The 24,822-nt window shown below is 45.3% G+C and carries 21 protein-coding genes; 17 read left to right on the top strand and 4 right to left on the bottom strand.

What is annotated here, in order from left to right; translation table 11 throughout:
• Positions 1 to 101 precede the first annotated feature (101 nt).
• Positions 102 to 566 carry a phosphohistidine phosphatase SixA gene (gene sixA / locus R7093_RS21720; protein WP_005380537.1) on the top strand — a complete coding sequence of 155 codons (465 nt, stop codon included), beginning with the start codon at positions 102 to 104 and terminating at the stop codon, positions 564 to 566.
• 96 nt (positions 567 to 662) lie between these two features.
• On the opposite strand, the gene smrB is transcribed toward sixA, so the two are convergent.
• Positions 663 to 1,193 (bottom strand): endonuclease SmrB, encoded by a 531-nt coding sequence (gene smrB / locus R7093_RS21715; RefSeq protein ID WP_065274739.1) that lies wholly within the window; start codon positions 1,191 to 1,193, stop codon positions 663 to 665.
• A 62-nt stretch (positions 1,194 to 1,255) separates the two neighbouring features.
• Here smrB and prmB point away from each other — a divergent pair, with 62 nt between their 5' ends.
• Positions 1,256 to 2,188: a 50S ribosomal protein L3 N(5)-glutamine methyltransferase gene (prmB, locus tag R7093_RS21710; RefSeq protein WP_005380541.1), complete on the top strand. Its 933-nt coding sequence runs from the start codon at positions 1,256 to 1,258 to the stop codon at positions 2,186 to 2,188.
• A 180-nt stretch (positions 2,189 to 2,368) separates the two neighbouring features.
• Positions 2,369 to 3,454: a chorismate synthase gene (aroC, locus tag R7093_RS21705; protein WP_047104375.1), complete on the top strand. Its 1,086-nt coding sequence runs from the start codon at positions 2,369 to 2,371 to the stop codon at positions 3,452 to 3,454.
• A gap of 223 nt (positions 3,455 to 3,677) precedes the next feature.
• On the opposite strand, the gene R7093_RS21700 is transcribed toward aroC, so the two are convergent.
• Positions 3,678 to 4,301 carry a trimeric intracellular cation channel family protein gene (locus R7093_RS21700; protein ID WP_005380544.1) on the bottom strand — a complete coding sequence of 208 codons (624 nt, stop codon included), beginning with the start codon at positions 4,299 to 4,301 and terminating at the stop codon, positions 3,678 to 3,680.
• 332 nt (positions 4,302 to 4,633) lie between these two features.
• Here R7093_RS21700 and R7093_RS21695 point away from each other — a divergent pair, with 332 nt between their 5' ends.
• The 3 genes from R7093_RS21695 (at position 4,634) to R7093_RS21685 (ending at position 6,124) form a co-directional block, all read left to right on the top strand.
• A complete protein-coding gene (locus tag R7093_RS21695; protein WP_005380546.1) occupies positions 4,634 to 5,164 on the top strand; it encodes an elongation factor P hydroxylase in 531 nt (176 codons plus the stop codon).
• A gap of 25 nt (positions 5,165 to 5,189) precedes the next feature.
• Complete coding sequence (locus R7093_RS21690) at positions 5,190 to 5,453, top strand: YfcL family protein (RefSeq protein ID WP_017635933.1); 264 nt, start codon at positions 5,190 to 5,192, stop codon at positions 5,451 to 5,453.
• A 146-nt stretch (positions 5,454 to 5,599) separates the two neighbouring features.
• Positions 5,600 to 6,124, top strand: coding sequence for an NADPH-dependent FMN reductase (locus R7093_RS21685; RefSeq protein WP_047104377.1), 525 nt, complete (start codon positions 5,600 to 5,602; stop codon positions 6,122 to 6,124).
• Positions 6,125 to 6,200: 76 nt separating this feature from the next.
• Here the strand turns inward: R7093_RS21685 and mnmC are convergent, their stop codons facing one another.
• Positions 6,201 to 8,219: a bifunctional tRNA (5-methylaminomethyl-2-thiouridine)(34)-methyltransferase MnmD/FAD-dependent 5-carboxymethylaminomethyl-2-thiouridine(34) oxidoreductase MnmC gene (gene mnmC / locus R7093_RS21680; protein WP_047104380.1), complete on the bottom strand. Its 2,019-nt coding sequence runs from the start codon at positions 8,217 to 8,219 to the stop codon at positions 6,201 to 6,203.
• Between the two features lie 128 nt (positions 8,220 to 8,347).
• Here mnmC and fabB point away from each other — a divergent pair, with 128 nt between their 5' ends.
• The 10 genes from fabB (at position 8,348) to purF (ending at position 22,474) form a co-directional block, all read left to right on the top strand.
• On the top strand, positions 8,348 to 9,559 hold the full coding sequence (gene fabB, locus R7093_RS21675) for a beta-ketoacyl-ACP synthase I (RefSeq protein ID WP_005380557.1): 1,212 nt from the start codon (positions 8,348 to 8,350) through the stop codon (positions 9,557 to 9,559).
• A gap of 340 nt (positions 9,560 to 9,899) precedes the next feature.
• Positions 9,900 to 11,033, top strand: a complete 1,134-nt coding sequence (locus tag R7093_RS21670) for a 4-phosphoerythronate dehydrogenase (protein WP_005380560.1) — start codon at positions 9,900 to 9,902, stop codon at positions 11,031 to 11,033.
• Entirely contained in the window at positions 11,030 to 12,043 is a 1,014-nt protein-coding gene (locus R7093_RS21665; RefSeq protein ID WP_005380562.1) for an aspartate-semialdehyde dehydrogenase, read from the top strand. Before R7093_RS21670 ends, R7093_RS21665 begins: the two co-directional genes overlap by 4 nt.
• A gap of 197 nt (positions 12,044 to 12,240) precedes the next feature.
• Positions 12,241 to 16,392 carry a FimV/HubP family polar landmark protein gene (locus R7093_RS21660; RefSeq protein WP_205390970.1) on the top strand — a complete coding sequence of 1,384 codons (4,152 nt, stop codon included), beginning with the start codon at positions 12,241 to 12,243 and terminating at the stop codon, positions 16,390 to 16,392.
• 142 nt (positions 16,393 to 16,534) lie between these two features.
• A complete protein-coding gene (gene truA / locus R7093_RS21655; RefSeq protein ID WP_033907367.1) occupies positions 16,535 to 17,329 on the top strand; it encodes a tRNA pseudouridine(38-40) synthase TruA in 795 nt (264 codons plus the stop codon).
• Positions 17,330 to 17,526: 197 nt separating this feature from the next.
• A complete protein-coding gene (accD, locus tag R7093_RS21650) occupies positions 17,527 to 18,453 on the top strand; it encodes an acetyl-CoA carboxylase, carboxyltransferase subunit beta (RefSeq protein ID WP_005380583.1) in 927 nt (308 codons plus the stop codon).
• 46 nt (positions 18,454 to 18,499) lie between these two features.
• On the top strand, positions 18,500 to 19,762 hold the full coding sequence (gene folC, locus R7093_RS21645; RefSeq protein ID WP_205390969.1) for a bifunctional tetrahydrofolate synthase/dihydrofolate synthase: 1,263 nt from the start codon (positions 18,500 to 18,502) through the stop codon (positions 19,760 to 19,762).
• A 14-nt stretch (positions 19,763 to 19,776) separates the two neighbouring features.
• Positions 19,777 to 20,370, top strand: coding sequence for an SPOR domain-containing protein (locus R7093_RS21640; protein ID WP_318146808.1), 594 nt, complete (start codon positions 19,777 to 19,779; stop codon positions 20,368 to 20,370).
• 61 nt (positions 20,371 to 20,431) lie between these two features.
• Positions 20,432 to 20,923 (top strand): CvpA family protein, encoded by a 492-nt coding sequence (locus tag R7093_RS21635; RefSeq protein WP_005380590.1) that lies wholly within the window; start codon positions 20,432 to 20,434, stop codon positions 20,921 to 20,923.
• Positions 20,924 to 20,959: 36 nt separating this feature from the next.
• The gene (gene purF / locus R7093_RS21630) at positions 20,960 to 22,474 is read left to right on the top strand and encodes an amidophosphoribosyltransferase (RefSeq protein WP_213966707.1); all 1,515 of its coding nucleotides are present in this window, start codon (positions 20,960 to 20,962) and stop codon (positions 22,472 to 22,474) included.
• 66 nt (positions 22,475 to 22,540) lie between these two features.
• Here purF and R7093_RS21625 read toward each other — a convergent pair whose 3' ends face one another.
• Positions 22,541 to 23,416 carry a LysR family transcriptional regulator gene (locus R7093_RS21625; RefSeq protein WP_005384959.1) on the bottom strand — a complete coding sequence of 292 codons (876 nt, stop codon included), beginning with the start codon at positions 23,414 to 23,416 and terminating at the stop codon, positions 22,541 to 22,543.
• 289 nt (positions 23,417 to 23,705) lie between these two features.
• On the opposite strand from R7093_RS21625, the gene R7093_RS21620 reads away from it, so the two are divergent.
• The gene (locus tag R7093_RS21620) at positions 23,706 to 24,812 is read left to right on the top strand and encodes a response regulator (RefSeq protein WP_005380606.1); all 1,107 of its coding nucleotides are present in this window, start codon (positions 23,706 to 23,708) and stop codon (positions 24,810 to 24,812) included.
• Positions 24,813 to 24,822 lie beyond the last annotated feature (10 nt).

Raw genomic sequence — 24,822 nt, 5'->3', positions numbered from 1 at the left:
ATATCAGTATTTTTGTTTCGTCATTGTTAAAGTTAGCCCCGTCTATCTAATAAAGATAGCAGTCAACCTTTTGGTAGCGTTAGCTATCCCTAGGAAATAACATGAAAATATTCATCATGCGTCACGGTGAAGCCGAGCATTTTGCAGATTCAGACGCAGCACGACAATTGACCCCAAGAGGCAGAGTCGAATCAGAAGCGGTTGCTAGAGCCTGTAAAGAACAGGGTTTTGCGCAATTCGATAAAGTGTTGGTGAGTCCGTACATTAGAGCTCAACAAACTTGGCAAGAGATCAGTGCGTATTTCTCTGCAAAAAGCATTGAAACTTGTGAAGATATTACACCTTATGGCCAGTCCGAGCATGTCTTCGATTTCGCAAGTGCGTTAATCGAAGTCGAACAATTGGACTCGCTTTTGTTCGTATCGCATTTGCCTTTGGTCGGTTATCTGACTTCAGAGTTTGTAAAAGACATGACACCTCCGATGTTTCCTACATCAGGCCTAGTGTGCATTGAATATGATTTACAAACACAAAATGGTGAAGTGCTATGGCATATTACGCCATAAGTGTCTAAACCAAAATAAGCGTTTGCAAATTAGAGACCGAATAAGAAAGGCAGGAGATCCCTGCCTTTTCGTTTCGTCGTGTCTACAGCAAGCTTGTTACTTTTCAGGAATTGAAAGCAACACTAACAACGCACCATCACCACCAAATTCTAGTGGCGCTTGGTGAAAAGCCATAACGTCAGGATGCTGTGCTAACCAAAGTGGGGCTTTCTGTTTCAGGATGTGTTTCCCAATACCATGTTGCACACACGCACAATGAATCTCGTTTTTGATGCAATAGGCTATCATCGCACCAAGCTCGCGTTTTGCTTCTTGCTGTGTCATGCCGTGCATATCGAGGAACACGTCCGGTACATACACGCCACGACGTAGACGTTTGACTTCATAAGTGGAGACGTCGTCACGTGCATAACGAGTTGGACCTTCATCGTTTAATAGAGGGACAAACTCGTCTGAAAAGTAAAATTCAGAGTCACTCGCTTCACGGTTGGAGCGCTTGATTTCTTTTTGCTTAGTATTTTTTTTTGGTTGCTGGATTATGGTATCCTGTCGCAACTTTTTTACGCCCTGTACTGCTTCCTGAAACAAGGCGAAATCGTCATCGTTCTCGGTGTCTTTTTGGCTCATTAGGTAAACAATTTCATTAATAAACTTTATTGGCAGTATTGTAGCGCTTTTCGGAGGCAATTTTGGATAAGATTTTTGTAGAAGAAGCGGTATCGGAGCTGCATACCCTTCAAGATATGATTCGTTGGACGGTAAGCCGCTTTAATGCAGCGAACCTGTTTTACGGTCATGGTACTGATAATGCGTGGGATGAAGCAGTTCAGCTTATCCTGCCAACCTTATACTTGCCGATTGATGTGCCTCCGCACGTATTGAACTCTCGCCTAACGACAAGCGAGCGTCTGCGTATTGTTGAGCGCGTAGTAAAACGCATCAACGAGCGTACGCCAACAGCATACCTAACCAACAAAGCATGGTTCTGCGGTCTTGAGTTCTTCGTTGATGAGCGTGTACTTGTACCACGCTCTCCAATCGGTGAGTTGATTCAAGCGGAATTCCAACCTTGGTTGGTGGAAGAGCCTACGCGCATCATGGACCTATGTACGGGTTCTGGTTGTATCGCGATTGCTTGTGCGCACGCTTTCCCTGAAGCAGAAGTGGATGCGATCGACATCTCTACAGATGCTCTACAAGTGGCTGAGCAAAACGTACAAGATCACGGCATGGAGCAGCAAGTGTTCCCAATTCGCTCTGATTTGTTCCGTGATCTTCCAAAAGAGAAATACAATCTAATCGTGTCCAACCCACCATATGTGGATGAAGAAGACATGAACAGCCTGCCAGATGAGTTCACGCATGAGCCTGAGCTTGGTTTAGCTGCGGGTACGGATGGTCTAAAACTAGTGCGTCGTATTCTTGCTAACGCGCCAGATTATCTAACAGATAACGGCATTCTTATTTGTGAAGTCGGCAACTCAATGATTCATATGATGGAACAGTACCCAGAGATTCCATTTACTTGGATTGAGTTCGAGAACGGCGGTCATGGCGTATTTATGCTAACGCGTGACCAGCTGGTTGAGTGTGCAGAAGAGTTTAAACTGTACAAAGACTAATAGAGTCTTGCACTAAACATCAAAACACCGAGCTTTATGCTCGGTGTTTTTTTTATGCATACCTCGCCGATATTAACTCTTTACATCAAAACGTAATAAAGCCACTATGAATCCACGAAGAATTGGAAAGCAGCTATGCTCTGTTTTGAGAGAGCGTGGCGATAAAAACTTGAGGAAGTAATGGCAGGAAACAGTATCGGACAACATTTCCGAGTGACGACATTCGGGGAAAGTCACGGTATCGCACTGGGATGTATCGTAGACGGATGTCCTCCGGGGTTGGAAATTACAGAAGCAGATCTACAAATCGATCTCGACCGCCGTCGTCCAGGCACATCACGTTACACCACACAACGTCGTGAACCGGATGAAGTTAAAATTCTTTCTGGCGTTTTTGAAGGCAAAACCACGGGCACATCGATCGGTTTGCTAATTGAAAACACCGATCAGCGCTCAAAAGACTACTCTGACATCAAAGATAAGTTCAGACCGGGTCATGCTGATTACACTTACCACCAAAAATATGGCATCCGCGACTATCGCGGTGGCGGCCGTTCTTCAGCTCGTGAAACCGCAATGCGTGTGGCTGCTGGTGCAATCGCGAAGAAATACTTAAAAGATGAGTTTGGTGTTGAGATTCGTGCTTACTTGTCACAAATGGGTGATGTATCTATCGACAAGGTAGATTGGAACGAAATCGAGAACAATGCATTCTTCTGCCCTGATGCTGACAAAGTAGAAGCATTTGACCAACTTATCCGTGACCTGAAAAAAGAAGGCGACTCTATTGGCGCAAAAATCCAGGTTGTGGCAACTAACGTGCCTGTTGGTCTTGGGGAACCCGTATTTGACCGTTTGGATGCAGACATCGCGCACGCACTAATGAGCATCAACGCGGTGAAAGGCGTGGAAATCGGAGACGGTTTCGACGTGGTAAACCAAAAAGGCAGTCAGCACCGTGATGCGCTTTCTCCTGAAGGTTTTGGTAGTAATCATGCGGGTGGCATTCTTGGTGGTATCTCGACTGGTCAAGACATTGTCGCAAACATTGCGCTTAAGCCAACATCAAGTATCACTGTGCCGGGTGAGACCATCACAAGAGAAGGTGAACCAACTCAGTTGATCACCAAAGGTCGTCATGACCCATGTGTGGGTATTCGTGCTGTGCCTATCGCAGAAGCGATGCTGGCTATTGTGGTGATGGATCATTTACTACGCCACCGTGGTCAAAACCATAGCGTAACAACTGAAACACCGAAGATTTAAGAGCTTTGTGTCATTCCAGCGAGCTATAGCGAGACTAGGAATCTAATTTCAGCGCGATGAAAAGAGAAAGAAACATCTCTGACAACAGAGTGCTCGGATAATAGATCCTGAATCATGTTCCTTCGTCGCTGTTCAGGATGACTGAATATAAAATTATGCCACTCACTGAATCGCGGGTGGCACAATTTTATCAGGCAACCTTTTTTGTTTAAGTAGTTTTTGCTTAATGAATCGAGCCTTCGGTTTCCAAATGGAAAGAAGGCAGACGCCACTTAAAGCGTACCGCAGCCATACGCAACATGTAACCAGTAACCAGTGTAATAATAGTGGCAGTGACATCGGGAACATTGAATTCTAATAGCGCTAAGTACATTCCTGATGCGATAAGAGCGACAGAAGCGTAAAGCTCTTCATGCAGTACCAATGGTGTTTGGCGACAGATTAAGTCGCGAAGTAACCCACCGAATACACCAGTTACTAACGCTGAAACCATACAAATACCAGGGTGCAAGCCCATGCCCATCGCAATTTTTGTTCCGATGATACTAAACACGATTAAACCTAATGCATCGAGGCGAATGAACAGACCTTTCAGCTTAATCACCCATTTCGCTAAACCTGTTGTTAGCACACCTGCAACACACGTAATTGCAAGGAACTCTGGGTTTTTTACCCAACCAAGAGGGTAGTGGCCTAATAGAATGTCACGTACGGTGCCACCACCAATGGCCGTTGCGCTAGCCACCAACATAACACCAAACCAGTCCATCTTTCTTCTACCAGCACTTAACGCACCTGTCATGGCTTCAGCCGTGATACCAATGATATACAACACACTTAGCAACATAGGGAAACACTCAACGTAAAAAGTCACTACGTTCTACGAGAATCAGCGTAGGCGAAGTAACAACACTTACAAACGGTTCTATCTCTCTTAAAAAGTGATTAAAACCAGCAACATGCTTGTAATCAAACGGCTTAAAAATAGCGGTTTGAACGGCATCAAAATAAGGCGAGAGTGTAGTGGTAAATAAGTACGCTGACGAATGAGAAATTGTATGGAGAAAGCGATGTTCAGATAAATTCAACTAATAACCAAAAATGTGGGGTTGCCTTTACCTCATAGCTAAAAACAGCGACAATATGCAGCGCATGTCAAACTGAAGTACAAACTCGACGATGACCCACGAATACCAAGACTTAATCACCATTTTTAATGACACCTTTTTAGAACAATTTAATACGAAATTAGAGTTAGGTGGTGATGAGCCTATTTATCTTCCTGCTGATGATGAACACCCTCATCATCGGATTATTTTTGCTCGGGGTTTTTACGCCTCTGCTTTACACGAGATTTCGCATTGGTGTGTGGCTGGTCCAGAGCGTCGTTTGCTGGAAGATTTTGGCTATTGGTATGAACCCGATGGGCGAACAGCAGAAGTTCAAGCGGAGTTTGAGAAAGTTGAAGTGCGACCTCAAGCTTATGAATGGATTCTGGCACAAAGCGCTGGCTTCCCTTTTACGGTGAGTTGTGACAATCTACACGGCGATTTTGAACCAGATAGGCTCGGCTTTATGAAAAAAGTGCATAAAGAAGTGCTAGGTATTTTGGACGTTGGCTTGCCTTTGCGAGTGAAAATGCTTTCTGATGCCCTGCGTGCATTTTATCAAACTAAGCCACTGGAAGCGTCGGACTTTTGCGTTAAATAACCACTAATAACCTCAGAGATACACCATGATTATTGAATTTGAAGAAAAACTACTGGAACTGATTGATGCTCGAATTGAAACAGCATCTGACGATGAATTGTTTGCTGGTGGTTATTTACGTGGTCACATCTCTTTATCCGCGGCGTCTTGTGAAGAAGAAGGGATTAGCGATATTACTGAGCTGAAGTCACGCATTGAGAGCAGCTTAGAAAATGCGCGTACCGAGTTAAGCCCGGCCGATCGCGTGATTGTCAGTGATTTGTGGCAGGAGCTCCAGGCTCAGGCTTAGTCCCTAAGCAGCGTTCTCCCTTTATTTAATCCTAGTCATTTACTACTTCGAAAAATTCGAACCTCTCCATAAAATTTTTGTGGTTGTAGCGAAACTGTTCAACTTTTATTCTGATCAGCATAAAACGTGAACAAAGGATTACAACCATGAAAATTGTCGCATTTGGTGCATCTACCAGCTCTACCTCAATCAACAAACTACTTGCTACATACGCAGCAAATCAAGTCGAAGGCGCTCAAGTGAATGTTCTAGACTTAAACGATTATCAAGCGCCAATGTTTAGCGAGGACAAAGAGAAAGAAATAGGTCAAGCTGAAGGGGCTGTCGCGTTTTTACGTGACTTGGCGGAGGCTGACGCTATCGTTGTTTCTTTCGCAGAGCATAACGGTTCGTACCCAGCGGCCTATAAAAACTTGTTCGATTGGGCGACACGCATTGAGCGTAATGTATTTCAAAACAAACCTGTCGTTTATTTAGCAACTTCCCCAGGTCCCGGTGGTGCACAAAGTGTTCTTGCGGCGGCGACAGGTTCTGCACAATTTTTTGGTGCGGATGTAAAGGCATCGTTATCTGTGCCGAGCTTCTACGAAAATTTTGACGTGGAATCGGGTAAGGTTATAAACCCAGAAGTGGCAGAGCAAGTGAAACAGGCAGTTGCACTGCTGAAGTAATCTCAGTACGAGCGACTTAATGAGTTAGCGATTCCCGACACGTATCTGTGTCGGGAATTAAAACGAGAGAATACTCTTACAGCTCGGTAATGGCTTTGCCTTTTCTTAGTTTACGAACCCACATTCGACTTGGGTGAAGTTCGGTCAATACATCAACAGGTAATGGCAGCGGGTCCCCACAGATCTGGGAGGCCAACACTTCAGCTAATAATGGTGCAGAGCTCAGTCCACGAGATCCTAAACCTAAGAAGCAGAATAGGTTAGGGTACTGATGAATGGTTTCTACCTCTTCTTCTTTTTGATTTTGTAAGTTGGCGTATTGCGTTTTGATCGTCTCAAAGTCACCCACATTTCCGACAAATGGTAAGTGATCTCGGCTAACACAACGAATACCTTGGCGAGATTGATTACCAGTGATATCTACCTCTTTTGCCCATGTTTGATTCGGTACACATTTCACTAGCTTTTCCGCATTATCTTTTTGGGCGTTTTCATCAAATTCGTAGTCAAGGTGACTGCGGTCGTAGCTTGCACCGATACACAAGTGTTGATTACTTGGGTTAACAGGTGTCATGTAACCGTCGTAACACAACACCGTTTTCAGCTGACTCAGCGTTTCGGTTGCTGGCGCATGACTGACTTGTCCTTTCACTTGTCCCATTGGTAGGGAAGCGGTTTGACTCAATGTCTGGAACTCATGGCCGTTCGCAATCACAACCGTTGAGTGCTCAAATGTTTGACCACTCGCCGTTAGTAGCCAGAGCTGACGCTTTTCATCCCAATCTAATGCCTCAACATGGTGTTCAAACTTCGTTGAGAGTAACGACGTCTGCTCCAATTGTTTAATTAACCCACGAGTTAACTCGGCAGGGCACAGCCACCCTCCCATTGGGTAGTGAACCGATGCCATATCAATGGATAAGCCGATTGTCTCCGCCGTTTCTTCCGCAGACAATTTATAAATGAGCTCTGGTGTGAAGTTACCCGCAAGCATTTTCTCCAGTTTGTCTGTGGATTTGTCATCCCACATCAACTGAGTTACGCCACACCAGTCATGATCAAAATCGATCTCTTGTGCTGCTTGTTCAACAAACTGACGTGCGAACAAAAATGCAGGAGCAAACACTCGTGAAACACCCGTGTGCGGGCCATTAAGCAGTGGATAAACGGCTCCTTGTCGATTGCCTGAAGCTCCTTTGGCTGGTTGTTTGTCTTTACAGTAAAGGGTGACGTTTTGGCCACGACGAACTAACGTTTTCGCTAACGCCGCGCTAGCTATACCACCACCAATGATGGCAATCGAATCAAGATTGCTAGATGCTGAGCGATTGAACCAAGGGAGATGGTTCGACTGCTTTTCACGTTGCTCCATAGAGCCGGCGATCATTTCTCGCTTAGTGCCGAAACCTTTCACCTTTTTCATTGTAAAGCCAGCTTCGTTCAAACCACGACGTACAAAGCCTGCTGCGGTAAACGTGGCAACTGTACAATCTTGCTTGGCTAGCTTTGCCATGTTGTTGAACAGGCCTTGGTTCCACATTTCTGGGTTTTTGCTTGGCGCGAATCCATCTAAGAACCAAGCATCAATCAAACCTTGTTCGTTGTATGGAACTTGCGGCATGCAGTCTTTAATGTCACCAAACCAAAGGTCGAGTGTGATTGCGCCGTCTTCTAAAACAATGCGATGACACTCCGGCACAGCGGCAGGGTAGTGCTTTTGTAACTTTTCCGCGTACTCAGCTAGCTCAGGCCAAGCTTCATGCGCCTTCTTTAAATCGGCTTTGCTTAATGGGTATTTTTCAAAGCTAATAAAATGCAGCTCTTTCAATGTTGCGTCCGGATGCTGACGACGAAACTCACTAAACCACTGGCATACTGCTAAGAAGTTTAATCCCGTGCCAAATCCTGTTTCACCAATGACAAAACGTCTTTGGTCAAATTCCTGCCATCTTTCTGGGAGATGATTTTGTTTTAAGAAAACGTAGCGTGTCTCTTCAAGACCGTTTACGTTAGAGAAGTAAACATCATCAAATTGGTCTGAAACCGGAGTACCAGCTTCGTTCCAACCAAGTTCTGCGTTTTTTATTGAAGTCATAATGGTGCAAATTTGTGATTTGGCGCGGTAAGAATGGGGCGATTGTACGAATTTATGGGAAAGCTGACCACTTTTGTTGACTATCTTAGTTATCATCTAGCGGATTTTTGAATTATAGGAATGTCATAATGAAACGAGTCGTAATCACCGGTATGGGTATTGTTTCAAGTATCGGTAACAACGTCGAAGAAGTTCTAGCGTCTCTTAAAGCGGGCAAATCTGGCATCACTGCATCTGAGCAGTTCAAAGAACACGGTCTTCGTTCGCAAGTATGGGGTGACCTAAAAATCAACCCGGCGGAACACATCGACCGTAAGCAGATGCGCTTTATGGGTGATGCGGCTGCTTATGCATACCTATCAATGGAGCAGGCAATCGCAGACGCTGGTCTTACAGAAGAGCAGGTTTCAAACGATCGTACCGGTATCGTTGCAGGTTCTGGCGGTGCTTCTGCATACAATCAAACGGTAGCGACAGACACGATGCGCGCCAAAGGCGTAAAGCGAGTTGGTCCTTACATGGTTCCTCGTACTATGTCTTCTACTGTTTCTGCTTGTCTTGCTACGCCATTTAAGATTCGTGGCGTGAACTACTCAATGAGCTCTGCATGTGCAACATCTGCACACTGTATCGGCCATGCTATGGAGCTTATTCAACTAGGCAAACAAGATATTGTTTTTGCTGGTGGCGGCGAAGAGCTAGATTGGTCTCAAACTATGATGTTTGATGCGATGGGCGCACTGTCAACCAAATACAATGACACGCCAGACAAAGCATCTCGTACATACGATGCAGACCGTGACGGTTTTGTTATCTCGGGCGGCGGCGGCATGCTGGTTATTGAAGAACTAGAGCACGCACTGGCACGTGGTGCGAAAATCTACGGTGAAATCGTAGGTTACGGTGCGACATCAGATGGCTACGACATGGTAGCGCCATCAGGTGAAGGCGCAATTCGTTGTATGAAGATGGCGATGCAAGACGTTGATGGTGTGGATTACATCAACACGCACGGCACATCGACACCCGTTGGTGACGTGAAAGAGCTTGGTGCTATCCAACAATTGTTTGGTGAGAACAGCCCTGCAATCTCTGCAACAAAAGCAATGACTGGCCACGCACTCGGCGCAGCGGGCGTGCACGAAGCAATTTACTCAACACTTATGCTAGACAAAAACTTCATTGCTCCAAGCATCAATATTTCAAACTTGGACGAAGCAGCACAAGGTCTGGACATCGTGACAGAAGCACGTGATGCAGAGCTAACGACCGTAATGTCAAACAGCTTTGGCTTTGGCGGCACAAACGCAACTTTGGTTATTAAAAAGTACCAAGGTTAACTGAATTTGTTGGCGCCTTGCGAGAGTACTGTAAACGCCAACAATCCAGTTTCCAGAGCTTGATCAGTCACACTGATCGAACAGACGCAGACTCTATCCCATGGAGAGCGGGATAGGATCCTTTTGTTCTGGAACTTTGCCCGGCTATTTAGCCGGGCTTTTTCTTTTCTCTGTTTCTGCTTTTCTCTAGGCTTCCCGTCAATCGATTCTATAGGAGTTACCTCCTTGAGGTTTATTGGTGTTATATCTTGAGATTTTTCGGGAAAAGGGCACAATCGCTTTAGTTTCGCATCTTGCGAATAAACGAACTCTTACAAATGGATGTTAGAACGCTGGCGCTATGAAAATTATTGTTGATGAAAATATGCCGTATGCTGAAGAACTATTCAGCCAACTCGGTAACGTAATTCTAAAACCAGGTCGTACACTGACCGCTGATGATTTAGTGGATGTTGATGCCCTAATGATTCGCTCAGTCACCAAAGTGAATGCTGACCTGATCAGCAAAGCAAACAAGCTGAAGTTTGTTGGTACGGCCACGGCAGGCATGGATCATGTTGACCAAGCACTCTTAAAAGAGAAAGGCATTTTCTTCACTGCGGCGCCAGGGTGTAACAAAGTGGGTGTGGCGGAATACGCGTTCAGCGTGATGATGGTGCTCGCTCAGCAACAAGGTTTCTCGGTATTTGACAAGACGGTAGGTATTATTGGTGCAGGCCAAGTAGGTAGCTACCTAGAGAAATGTTTGAAAGGCATGGGTATTAAAGTTCTCATCAATGACCCATTCAAACAAGAGGCTGGTGATCCTCGTAGCTTTACTCCGTTGACAGAACTGATTGAAAGCTCAGACATCATTACACTACATACGCCAATCACCAAAGATGGCCCATACCCAACGCATCATTTGATTGATGAGAAGGTATTAAATGGTCTCCGCAGCGATCAAATTTTGATTAACGCGGCTCGAGGTCCCATCGTTGACAACGCTGCTTTGAAGCAACGTCTTTTGAAAAATGATGGCTTTACAGCGGCACTCGACGTATTTGAATTTGAACCAGAGGTTGATATGGAGCTTCTGCCTCTGCTAGCATTCGCAACCCCTCACGTTGCAGGCTACGGCTTGGAAGGGAAAGCTCGCGGTACAACGATGATTTTCAACAGCTACTGTGAGTTCTTAAATAACGAATTACGTGCGCATGCCAGCGATTTACTGCCAACCGCGCCTGTTCCTACTATGGTATTAGACAGAGCTTGGGACGAAGCAACACTGCATAACATCACGCAGTTAATCTATGATGTGCGTAGAGATGACGCTCTTTTCCGCCGTGAAATCAGTAAGCCAGGCGCTTTTGACCTGATGCGTAAAAACTACTGGGATCGCCGTGAATACAGCGCTGTCACGCTAGTGGGTAACAAAACATGTAACCTTGCTCCATTAGCAGAACTAGGTTTTCAGATTGAGGTAAGTCAATGAGCCAGCAATATAATGTTGCCATTTTAGGTGCGACCGGTGCGGTCGGTGAAACAATTTTGGATGTGCTTCAAGAGCGCAAATTCCCAGTAGGCGAAATCTTCCTACTCGCGAGTGAGCGCAGCGAAGGCAAGACTTACCGCTTCAATGGTAAAACGGTACGCGTTCAAAACGTAGAAGAGTTCGATTGGTCTCAAGCGCATATCGCACTGTTTTCTGCTGGTGGTGAGCTATCAGCCAAGTGGGCTCCAATTGCCGCTGATGAAGGCGTGATTGTTATCGACAATACATCACACTTCCGTTACGAGTACGACATTCCTCTTGTTGTGCCAGAAGTAAACCCAGAAGCGATTGCAGAGTTTCGTAACCGTAACATTATCGCGAACCCGAACTGTTCAACCATCCAAATGCTGGTGGCACTAAAACCAATTCACGATGCGGTGGGCATTGAGCGTATTAACGTATCAACTTACCAATCGGTGTCTGGTGCAGGCAAAGCGGGTATCGATGAGCTAGCAGGTCAAACGGCGAAGCTGCTAAACGGTCTGCCTGCAGACAAGAAGCAATTCTCTCAACAGATCGCGTTTAACTGCATTCCACAAATCGATCAGATGATGGAAAACGGCTACACCAAAGAAGAAATGAAAATGGTGTGGGAAACACAGAAGATCTTTAACGATCCATCAATCACAGTCAATCCAACGTGTGTACGTGTTCCTGTATTCTACGGTCACGCAGAAGCACTTCACATTGAGACTCGTTCACCTATCGATGCACAAGAAGTCGTTAACTTGCTTGAACAAACTGACGGTATCGAAGTGTTCCACGGTGAAGACTTCCCTACACAAGTTCGCGATGCGGGCGGTAAAGACCATGTAATGGTTGGCCGTATCCGTAACGATATCAGTCATCATAGTGGCGTAAATCTGTGGGTTGTTGCTGATAACGTGCGTAAAGGCGCGGCAACTAACGCGGTGCAAATCGCAGAAGTTCTGATCCGCGATTACTACTAAGTCGTTTACAATTCGTTTCAAAGCCTCGCACAGTGCGAGGCTTTTTTGTACGAACGAAACAAAATAGTGTGAGATTAGTACGAATATGGCGAGAGCCACACATTTTTTATTCTCAACGCTATAGTTTTGCATGCGATATCCGATATATTTAACCGATCACCATTTCAAATTGTATTTAGCACAAAACTGAGCCTTCTATGCGTCAAAATTATAAGCGTTTGTTAGCAGCCCTTGTGTTGATGAGCGCGACTCAGACATCATCAGTGGTTCAAGCCGAAGGAATTCGTCTTGTTGGACCGTCTGGTGAAGTGCAATCATCTCCGAGCTATGCTGAAGATATTGAGCGAGCATTACCTGCTCCTCCTGCGAATACTCAACCGTCACGTTTCTTTGGTCCGACTGGTGAAAATCAAACACTATGGTCGATCGCTTCAGAATTACGACCTTCACGCGGTGTTACCGTTCAACAAACGCTTCTTGCCATTTACCGAATTAACCCTCAAGCGTTTGAGAACCAAAACATTCATGAATTGATCCCAGGGAGTCGGCTACGAGTACCTTCTCTAGAGCAAGTGCAAAGCGCGACCACAGCGCAAGCTGTTGCGATTATGAAGGCGCATGAAGCTAAGTTAAAACAGCCGAAGCCGACAAATAGAGCGACGCCAGCACAACGAGTCACCGAGCAACCAAAGCCACAAATTAAAGTAGAACCCAAGCCTGCGACTAAGCCAGAGACAGTGGCAGCAACGGAGCCAAAACCAACTCCGAAAACAATACCCGTCATCCCTGCGCCACCAGTAACCACCTCTCCGCAGGGTGAAAAGCAGGTCAGTGCGCTAAAGGACAAACTTCAAGGCTCACAAAGTGAATTAGACTCATTAGAAGAGAAGAACCATCGTCTTCGATTGATGCTGTCAGAAGTGCAAAGCGAAGTCGAAACTTTGAAAAGCGAGTTGAATGACGAAGAACGCATTCGCTCAGAAGTCGAGAAGCTGCTTGCTGAAGAGCGCCAACGCCTTGCTGAACAACAGCGCATGCAACCAAGCACCATGGACAAAATTTTGTCTAATGGTTGGCTCGTTGGTCTTGCGGCATTAATTCCTGGTGCTTTGATTGCGTTGCTAGTTGTTATGCTTCTTGGCCGACGCTCTAAAGCGAAAGAGGAAGAAGCGGCTGCGCAGGAACAGCAAAACGTTGATCCTCTTGCGGCGCCAATCGGTTTAGCGGCGGCGGATGAGCTGGATGAAGAGCTCACGCTTGATGATGAATTGTTTGCAGATGAAGATATCAACGCACAGTCTTTACAAGAAGAGAAGTCAGATTTAGAAGAAGACGTCTTTGCTAACCTCGAGGATGAAGAACTTGATTTCAATCTGGAAGGGGACGATGACCCATTTGCAGATATTGGCGATGACGGTGACCTAGATGTTGGTCTGGATGAGTTTGAGTCATCGAACAATGGTATCCAAGTCAACGGCGAAGAAAAGGCGCTTGGTTTAGAAGAAATGGAGCGAGCCTTAGATGAGGTTGCTCCAGAACTAGAAGTGCTCGATGACGATGAGTCTGGCTTCGATCTTTCGGATGATGCGAATGAGAAATCAGACTCGCTTTCAGACGACGCATTTGCCGAGTTACTTGCAGCCGATGAGCCGTCAGAAGAGTTACCAAGTGACACTGTCGACCAGGATATGCTTGATGACTTGTTTGCTGAACTTGGCAACGATGACTTCGATTTAGATACTGATGAGCCTGAGTTAAAACAGCCCGTTTCGGATGATGACTTTAGTGTAGGAGAGGCATCTGACGACGATATCGATAAGCTATTGGCCCAGTATGAACAACCGGCTAGTGAATCGGAAGTTCGAGAAGCTGACGCCAATGAAGGTCCTGTTCTAGATGAAAACAGTACAGAGCTACTCGATGAACTCATTGATTTTGATGAAGATGACACAGACGAGTTTGATCCACTAAACGAGCTAGAAGCAATCTCTGGTTTTGAAGGTGATGACTCGATCGAAGAGTTAGACGCAGATAGCACAGACTTACTGGACGAACTCATTGATGATGTTACCTCTGAACTTGATGAAGAGACTGAAGCTGATTTAGATCCGTTTGATGATCTGATTCGAGAGGACGAGAGCCCAGAGCAGAATAAATCGGAAGAGGAAGAGTTACTGAAATCACTTGGTTTTGGTGAGCCAGACGCCGACGAAAAGCCATCTCCCGTAGTTGGGTCAGAACAAACTCATGAAGATCAGGACATTGAGTCTGGGTTGGACATCGACGCTTTATTAAGTGAAAGCCAGCCAGACACGCAACAAGCTGTAGAAGATCAACCATTAACCGAGCCAGAGGCTGCCTCAGAGCCATTTAGCAGCGATGAATTTCTTGGTGATTTAGAGGACCTCTCACCAGAGAATGATCCTTTAATGAGCGAGCTAGACGACCTATTTGAGTCAGACAGTGAAGAACTTCTGCCAACAGAACAAGAAAAAGCGGATTTTTCTGCTGAACTTGACGCTCTATTTGATAGTGAAGACGATTTACCGCAGCAAGTTGAAAAAACACAAACGGAGATAGAGGAAGCTTCATCACTACAACAAGAGGCTACCGATACTGATTCAACACAAGAACCATCCGTGGAGTCCGATGCTGAGGTACAGCCTCACGTTGAGCAAGAGGAAGACATTCCAGCCTTCACGCCGACACCAAATACAATAGAAAATGAATTCGGTGTTCCACAAGAAGAAGATTGGCTACTGGATGAGCCTGAATTGGAGCCGGAAACTGAGTCGACCAACGATTCAGAAGAAGAATTCAATTTTGATGAGCTAGATTTGCCAGAATTCAGTGAAGAAGATGCTCTAGCATCTATGGCTGGCGAACCTGCGTTAGAAACGTCCGAGTCCGTTGAGTCAGAACAAGTTGAAGCAGGCTTACCAACTGAATCAGAAGATGAGTTCAATTTTGACGAGCTGGATCTTCCTGAGTTTAGTGAAGAAGACGCATTGGCGTCTATGGCGGATGAGCCGGAGTTAGAAACGTCCGAGTCCGTTAAGCCAGAACAAGTTGAAGCCGACTTGTCAGCTGAGTCCGAAGAAGAGTTCAATTTTGATGAGCTCGATTTGCCAGAGTTCAGCGAAGAAGACGCATTGGTGTCTATGGCTGGCGAACCTGCGTTAGAAACGTCCGAGTCCGTTAAGCCAGAACAAGTTGAAGCCGACTTGCCAACTGAGTCCGAAGAAGAGTTCAATTTTGATGAGCTCGATTTGCCAGAGTTCAGTGAAGAAGATGCACTGGCGTCTATGGCTGGCGGACCTGCGTTAGAAACGTCCGAGTCCGTTGAGCCAGAACAGGTTGAAGCCGACTTGCCAGCTGAGTCCGAAGAAGAGTTCAATTTTGATGAGCTCGATTTGCCAGAGTTCAGCGAAGAAGATGCCTTGGCGTCGATGGAAGAAGAGCCAGAATTACCGAGCTCTGAGACTGCAGATATAGAACCAATCTCCGGTGAGGATGAAGAGTTAAGTTTTGACGACCAAGATCTTCCAGAGTTCAATGAGGAAGATGTTCTCGCGTCAATGAACGAGGGTGCGCCAGAGAGCCCTAAGGTTGAAGCAGAGACATCGAGACCAGCTATTCAAGCCGATAACGATCATGATGCTTTGTTTGAAGTATTTGCGCAGCAAAACGGCTTTGATACTGACCCAGAAGTGCAGTCAACAGCGACAGAGGGTGAGCCGCTCAGTAATTTGGATGATGAATCATCAATGGCTAACCTTCTTGCGGAAGACGCAAACTCAGAAGTATTTGAAGGTAAACTAGACAGTGACACCATCGCAAGTGCAGGTATGGATTTTGAAACCATGCTTGATGTTGGAGATGATTGGGATGGCTTTAAACCCGCTGCTGATAACGTAAGTTCTACTGAAGAAGTGCCTGAGGACCAGCGTGATGTTTGGAATTCGAGTGATGCACTAAGTCAGCCAGAGATCGCGCAAGAAAACTGGGCAGAGCAAAGCGACTTGGATGACTTCGACCCGAAGAAAAATCAATTTATGACGATTGATGAATTGATGGCTCAGGTCGACAGAGAAGGTGGTGAGTTCGAAGAAGAAGACCTTAAGCTCGATGTCGGATTGAACGAGTTTCCAGATGTTATCGGTGAGATCGGCGATATTGACGTAGATAGCAATGCTGAAGCGGCTGGGAAACTGGATTTGGCTAAAATCTATCTCGAGATGAACGATTCTCAAGGGGCGATTAAACTACTAGAAGAGGCGATTGTTTACGGTGAGGATGATATTCGCCGCGAAGCAAAAAGCCTGATTGACGCCATTAATGGCCGATAAACCGAAACAAAAGGGTAGCGTTTGCTACCCTTTTTGTGTCCCGTTAGTAGGATGCTACCTTTATGTCACCCTTGGTGAAACTGGCAACTTGAGGTGACTTGAGTATATACTTCCCGCCCCATTTTAGAGTTCGAAGGTTAAGATGAGAATCGCATTAGGTATCGAGTACAACGGTACAAACTACTTTGGTTGGCAGCGCCAAAGAGAAGTGAAAAGTGTCCAAGAAGAGCTAGAGAAAGCATTGTCCGTCGTCGCTAATCACCCAGTTGAAGTTCAGTGTGCTGGTCGGACAGACGCAGGCGTGCATGGCACGGGACAAGTTGTGCACTTTGATACCAACGTTACTCGAAAAATGGTAGCTTGGACCATGGGCGCAAACGCGAACATGCCGAGCGATATAGCGGTTCGTTGGGCTCAAGAAGTTTCAGATGATTTCCATGCAAGATTCTCAGCGACAGCGCGCCGTTATCGTTACATTATTTTCAATCATGCTTTACGTCCAGGCATCTTAAACTCGGGGGTTAGTCACTATCATGGTGAGCTCGACGAGAAAAAAATGCATGAAGCAGGGCAGTTCCTACTCGGCGAAAATGATTTTACGTCGTTTCGCGCGGCGCATTGTCAGTCTCGCAGTCCATTTCGAAACTTGATGCATCTGAACGTTACGCGCCATGGAAACTATGTGGTTATTGATATTAAAGCCAATGCGTTCGTGCATCATATGGTTCGTAATATCACGGGTAGCTTGATAAAAGTTGGACGTGGCGAAGAGAGTCCTGAATGGATCAAGTGGTTATTAGACGCCAAAGATCGCAAACTAGCGGGTGCGACAGCGAAAGCGGAAGGTCTGTACCTGGTAGATGTAGACTACCCAGAAGAGTTTGGGTTACCTGAAGTGCCGATCGGTCCACTGTTTTTACCAGATAATTTGAACTAATTTTACAAACTTATTTCAAAATATCGGTAGTGTTTACATTGAATGTGAACGGAAAACATACGCTATTTACGATATCAAAAATAGGTACAACCAGTTTTTTATCTACAGTAGCTGCAAGATATGGTTTAATCCGTCGGTATTATGTCGAATTTATATCTTTCGCAATGAAGCGGAAGAGTTGAGAGAAAAGGTCTTCCATGAGTTGGCTTGAAAAGATTTTAGAGAAAAGTAATCTAGTAAGTTCACGCAAAGCTTCTATCCCAGAAGGTGTGTGGACTAAATGTACCTCTTGTGAACAGGTTTTATACCATGCTGAACTAGAGCGTAACTTAGAAGTTTGTCCAAAGTGTAACCATCACATGCGTATGAAAGCGCGTCGTCGTTTGGAAACATTTTTAGATGAAGGTAATCGAGTTGAATTAGGTTCTGAACTTGAGCCACAGGATAAACTGAAATTTAAAGATTCTAAGCGATACAAAGAGCGTATCTCTGCTGCACAAAAAAACAGCGGCGAGAAAGATGCGCTAGTTGTTATGCAGGGTGAATTGCTTGGTCTGCCGCTTGTGGCGTGTGCGTTTGAATTCTCCTTTATGGGTGGTTCAATGGGTTCAGTCGTTGGTGCTCGCTTTGTGAAAGCCGTGGATGCAGCCATTGAAAATAACTGTGCGCTTGTTTGTTTCTCAGCAAGTGGTGGTGCTCGTATGCAAGAGGCATTAATGTCTCTTATGCAAATGGCAAAAACCAGTGCTGCGCTTGAGCGTTTATCAGAAAAAGGTCTGCCGTTTATTTCGGTTCTAACTGACCCTACAATGGGTGGTGTATCAGCAAGTTTGGCTATGTTGGGTGATATCAACATCGGTGAACCTAAGGCCCTGATTGGCTTTGCTGGTCGTCGTGTAATCGAGCAAACAGTGCGTGAAGATCTTCCTGAAGGTTTCCAGCGTAGTGAGTTCCTACTTGATCACGGTGCTATTGATATGATCGTTGACCGTCGTGAAATGCGTCAGCGTGTGGGTGGTCTTATCGCTAAGATGACTAACCACAAGTCTCCTTTGGTGGTTTCGGTTAACGAATCTCCAAATGAAGAGCCATATTCTGTACCAGAAGCGGACGAAAAAGGGTAAAGTATCAACTAACATAAAAACCAAAGAATTTAATGGTTAAAGTTAGATGACCCAAAACCCTATTCCTCAAGCCACATCTTCATTAGAGATGTGGCTTGATTATTTAGCAAATATTCATTCCTCAGCAATTGATCTAGGCTTAGACCGTGTCCAAGCGGTAGCAAACAAAGCCAATCTTACCAAACCAGCTCCAACCGTAATCACCGTTGCCGGAACCAATGGCAAAGGCTCAACGTGTGCGTTAATGGAAGCCATTTTACTTGATGCTGGCTATTCAGTCGGTGTTTACAGTTCTCCGCACCTGATTCGTTACAACGAGCGTGTACGCATTAATGGCGTTGACGTTGTAGATTCAAAGCACTGTGAAGCATTCGATTATGTAGAAAAGCAGCGTGGTGATGTTAGCCTTAGCCTCTTTGAATTCGGTACGCTTGCTGCGCTACGTATTTTCCAAGTAGAGAAAGTTGACGTTGTCTTACTTGAAGTAGGACTTGGCGGCCGTCTAGACGCCACTAACGTTGTTGACCATGATGTTTCTGTTATTACGAGCTTAGCGATCGATCATGTGGATTGGCTTGGTGATGACATCAATGTTATTGGTTTTGAAAAAGCGGGCATTTACCGTTCAGGGAAGCCAGCAATTTGTGGTCAACCGACGCCACCAGCGACCGTGGCGGCTCATGCTGACGATATTGGTTCTGAGTTCTTCCAAGTAGGTATTCAGTACGATTACCAACTAACTGATAATGGTTGGAAATGGAGCAGTGGGGCATTTGAGTTAGAGGATTTACCAATCCCATCGCTACCATTACAAAATGCAGCCACTGCACTGATGGCACTAGGGGCTTCGGAATTGCAAATCACTGACATAAATATTGTCAATGGCTTGAATAATGCTCGTTTGGCGGGGCGTATGCAAGTACTGCATCACGAACCTGAAATAGTCCTTGATGTCGCTCATAACCCGCACTCTGCTGAGTATTTGGTAGAAAGAGTGAAGCAACAATATCTGGGTAAGAATATCCATATTGTGGTTGCAATGCTGCATGACAAGGACATTAAAGCAACCATTGAAGCGCTAACTCCAGTTGCAACACAATGGTATCCAGCGTCGCTTACTGGACCGAGAGCGGCGACCGCTGATGAATTGTGCCAATACTTACCTGATGGGCAAGTTCATTTTGAAAACCCTGTTGACGCCTTCGAGAGTGCGAGAAGCCACGCAAAGGCAGGAGACGTTATTCTGGTGGTTGGCTCATTCCATACCGTCGGAGAGGTATTGGAACATTGGCAATCAAATAATAAATAAGCAAAGGTATTTTGATGGCAAGTAAATTCCAAAGTCGTTTAGTCGGCACCATCATTCTAGTCGCAGTCGGAGTCATTGTTCTTCCCGATGTGCTAGATGGTAAGAAACTGCACTACAAAGAAGAATTTGCCAGTATTCCTATCAAACCAGAACTTGATAGTGATGTGGAAAACTTCGAAATATTAGAGCCAGTGGAAGACGACATTGCGTTACCGGATTCTCCGGTTGAAGCTGAAGTGCAAGAACGTGAGGATGCTCAAGTAGCCGTTTCTGAGCCCGAGCCAGCGCCAACATCTAAACCTGAGGTCATCAAACAACCAGAGCAAGTTGAGGTCGTCACTCGTCCTGTTCAAGAGAAAAATCAATATGAAGATTCAGCTTGGATCATTCAGTTGATGGCACTTAAGAATCACGAAAATGCTGTCGCGCTTGTCGCGGATTTGCAAAAGCGTGGTTATCAAGCTCACACAAAGAAAGAAAACGAGTTTACGAGAGTGATTGTTGGCCCTGATGTGTCAAAAAGTAAACTTGAACGACAAGTTCAAGAATTACAAAAAATTACAGGTTCAAAAGGCCAATTGCTTAAATTTAAGCCATTAAATCCATAAGAAAACGTTTGCGTCAGCATTTTTTCTGTTAAAATGCGCGCCAACTTAAGATGAAGAAAAGATGAATTGGATAGATTTTATCATTTTAGGTGTGATCGGATTTTCAGCTCTGATCAGTTTAGTTCGCGGTTTTGCTAAAGAAGCTTTGTCTTTGGTGATTTGGTTCGGAGCGTTTTTTATCTCCAGTAATTACTATGCCAAATTGGCGGTGTACTTCACCAACATCGAAGATGATATGTTTCGTAACGGAGCGGCGATTGCGGCGTTATTTGTCGCAACCTTGGTAGTTGGTGCAGTGGTGAATTACGTCATTGGTCAACTGGTACAAAAAACAGGGCTATCAGGTACGGACCGAATTCTCGGGATTGTATTTGGTGGTCTACGCGGAGTCTTAATTGTTTCTGCGGTGCTGTTTTTTATGGATGCGTTTACTGCATTCCCAAGCTCGGATTGGTGGAAAGATTCACAGTTGATCCCTGAGTTCAGCCGTATCATCGCCCCATTCTTCGAGCATTTACAAGCAACATCAAGTTTTCTGTCTGGCACTATCTAGTAGTGCCAGCTACTGTCGCAAATCGAGGATTAGGACATGTGTGGTATTGTTGGAATCGTGGGCACAACGCCTGTAAACCAGTCTATTTATGACGCGTTAACGGTGTTACAGCATCGTGGCCAAGATGCCGCTGGTATTTGTACCATAGAAAGCAATCGTTTTCGTCTGCGTAAGGCGAACGGTTTAGTCAAGGATGTATTTGAAGCAAGACACATGCAGCGCCTGCAAGGCGAGGTCGGAATTGGTCATGTTCGTTACCCTACAGCAGGCAGTTCAAGCGCTTCAGAAGCTCAACCTTTCTACGTAAACTCTCCTTTCGGTATTACACTTGCCCACAACGGTAACTTGACCAACGCTAACGAAGTTCGTCAGAAGCTGTTTGAAAAAGATCGCCGTCATATCAATACCACTTCAGACTCTGAAGTATTACTAAATGTACTGGCGCACGAAATTGACTCAGTAAAAGGAAATGTCACGACCGAAGACGTATTCCGCGCAGTCACCAATGTTCATCGCACAATTCGCGGTGCTTATGCTGTGACAGCTATGATCATTGGTCATGGTATGATTGCATTTCGTGACCCACACGGTATTCGCCCGCTGTGTTTAGGTAAGCGTGAAGTTAACGGCAGAGCAGAGTACATGGTTGCGTCTGAATCGGTGGCATTGGATGCGGTCGGTTTTGATTTCGTCCGTGATGTTGCACCTGGTGAAGCGATTTACGCAACGTTTGACGGTGAGCTTTACACGAAGCAGTGTGCAGATAATCCTAAGCTTAACCCTTGTATTTTCGAGTTCGTGTACTTTGCTCGTCCAGATTCGTTCATCGATAAAATTTCGGTATACAGCGCTCGCGTTGAAATGGGTAAAAAGCTGGGCGAACGTATTCGTGAAGATTACGCAAACCTTGATATCGATGTTGTCATTCCTATCCCTGAAACGTCTTGCGACATTGCACTGCAAATCGCTCAAGCGATCGATATCCCTTATCGCCAAGGTTTCGTGAAAAACCGTTATGTTGGACGTACCTTTATCATGCCTGGCCAGCAACAACGTAAGAAATCAGTACGTCGCAAGTTGAATGCTATTCGTTCGGAATTCAAAGGTAAGAATGTGTTGCTGGTGGATGACTCTATTGTTCGTGGTACAACGTCAGAGCAGATTATTGAGATGGCTCGTGATTCTGGTGCCAAGAAAGTGTACATGGTCTCAGCGGCTCCTGAAGTTCGTTTCCCGAACGTATATGGCATTGATATGCCAAGTGCTACAGAGCTTATTGCCCATGGCCGTGACAACGATACAATTTGTAAGCAGATTGGTGCCGATGCGCTTATTTATCAACGTCTAGAAGATTTGGTAGAGGCAGTCGGTCTTGGAAACCAAGATATTACTCAGTTCGATACATCCGTGTTTAACGGGGAATATGTAACGGGTGATATTGACCAACGATACCTAGATTTTTTAGATGGTCTTCGTAACGATGATGCGAAAACACAACTTGAAATCCAACAGGACTTAGCAAATCTAGAGCTTCATAACGAAGGCGCATAGGATGCGCTTTCTTAAGTCGTAAAAAAACCAGAGCTTCGGCTCTGGTTTTTTGTTTTCGCTATCTAGTTAGTGAATGTTATAAGCGATCACAAAGTCAATAAAGAGGCGAACTTTCTCTGGCAGGTGGTCTTTGTGGTTGTAAAGCATATAAATGTCGCGCGGGTTTGCACTCCAATCTGGCAGTACGCGTACCAAATCGCCGCTCTCGATGTACTCTTTGATCATGACATCTGGCATTAGTGTGATGCCTAAACCTTCGGAGCAAGCACTGCGCACCACATTGAGCGCGTTTGCTTGAAAACGACCACGATCAACATTCACCACAGACTCGCCTTTGCTATTAATCAAGGTCCACTTAATAAGCGGGTACCCTTTTAGCAATGAATGGTTAGAGAGCTCTTCTGCATGATGAGGCGCAGGATTCGAGGTTAGATAGTCAGGGCTTGCAACGAGAATATCCTTCACTTCGCCAATCTTACGCGCGATGAGGCTAGAGTCGCGTTGCGGTCCCACTCGAAAAATTACATCCCATTCAGTAGGGTCAAGCTTGTCCGCATTATTCTCTGTCGTTAGCTCAATGTTGATGTCCGGGTACTGCTTCATAAAGCTGTTGAACATCGGCATCATCATTCGTTTAGTTAAGTTATAAGGCGCGGATATCTTAATCTTGCCGGATGCTCCTCGGCAGTCGTCAGTGATTTCCTCTGCCGCAGTTGTTAGCCTTTGTAGTAAAGGAGAGCACTCATGGTAAAAACGTTCCCCTGCTTCAGTGAGCGAAAGTTTGCGAGCATGACGGTTCAATAGTCGAAGATTGACAGAGTCTTCTAGCGCTTGAATGCGTCGGGTGATGGTCGCAACCGGGATCATGGTTTTTCGCGAAGTTGCGGTGTAGCTCCCATTTTCGACAACCAGTCGAAACAGGTTTAAGTCATCTAATTTCATATTTCCAGACACATTAAATTACCGATTACGGTTAATTTATAATTAACTTTGTGATCAAAGCTTGCTTTAAGTCAACATGTTGCATCATTTGAACACAGCAACCCTGTTTGAGTAAATACTGTTATACGCCGTAATATTTGTATTAATGCAGTTTCCGAGCTAAGTTTTATAACAAGGCGAAGCGGCCTCAGGTCTTGCTGTGACACGTTTTGCTGGAAGTAAACACAACAAAAATAATGACTTAATAATAAATCTGTTTTTTTGACTGAGCTTTGTGAGGGATAAAGGTATGTTTAAGACTCACAGTCAAACGGCAATGGTCTCGGCACAGGAAGTGATTAATCAAAAACTAATAATGTTGGTGGACGATGATCCAATATTTCGTAAAGTAACCAATGCCTATTTAGAAAGTCAGGGTTTTAAAGTAGTAGAAGCAGAAAACGGCCTAGAAGCGCTTCAACAACTCAGGGAATGCCAACCCGATCTTATCTTATGTGATTTATCGATGCCGGTCTTAGATGGTATCGAGTTCGTCGAAGAAGTTAGTCTCGAATACCCATATATGCCGCTTATCGTGGTATCAGGCACGGATGAAATGTCCGATGTCGCGAAAGCGTTGCGATTTGGTATTAAAGATTTTCTTCCTAAACCGATAGGTAATTATGAGCACCTATCTCAGGCGATAGAGAATACGCTAGAAGATACCGATAGCCACTTCTCAGAACAACGTGACTTTTCAAGTCAGTGGTTCAGGGTTGATGATGGTGGTGAAATCCCAGATGAACAAGAGCTGTATTGGCATCTGGAATATTTACAACAGAATCCGAGTGCGGCAAGAGATTTACTGCAAGCTCTATTGCCAGAGAAGGATGCTGCTCAGGGAGATTGGCGCTGCTCGTACCGTTTATTGCAATCGACGGATGTGATGCCCTTGGTTTTCGATTATCGTTGGTTAATGAATGGTCAATTTGCGTTTTATCTCGTTGATTCTGCTTCCCAAGCTAATGATGGAGTTGCGACGACATTGCTCGTTAGGGCATTGTTTGACGATTATCTCCGTAACTTGAAAAGTTTCAGTGCTGATCTCAAGGACATGGTAGGGATCATTGAAAAAGGAATTGAGTGTTCGGAGTGTGCGGGTGCAGTCAATGCTGTGTTTGGTGTCGCCGACCTCGCTTCATCCTCGGTCTCTATATTGCCTGCGGGTTTAGATAGCCATTGGTCTGACGGAAATACGAATCAACACATCGCAGCAGGTAACCGTTTAGGGGGAGGAAGTATGAAAAACTTCATCACCCGCGATTTACCGCTAAGTGTTGCAGGACAGTTGTCTATCGGGTGTTTAGGTTCTTCAAGTTTTAGTTTAAGTATTACCCGGAAATCCCGACTAGTATAATTATGACTTG

This window comes from Vibrio sp. 1580 (genome assembly GCF_033340055.1).
The sequence above is the reverse complement of the archived record's forward strand: the minus strand, read 5'-3'. Positions and strand labels throughout refer to the sequence as shown.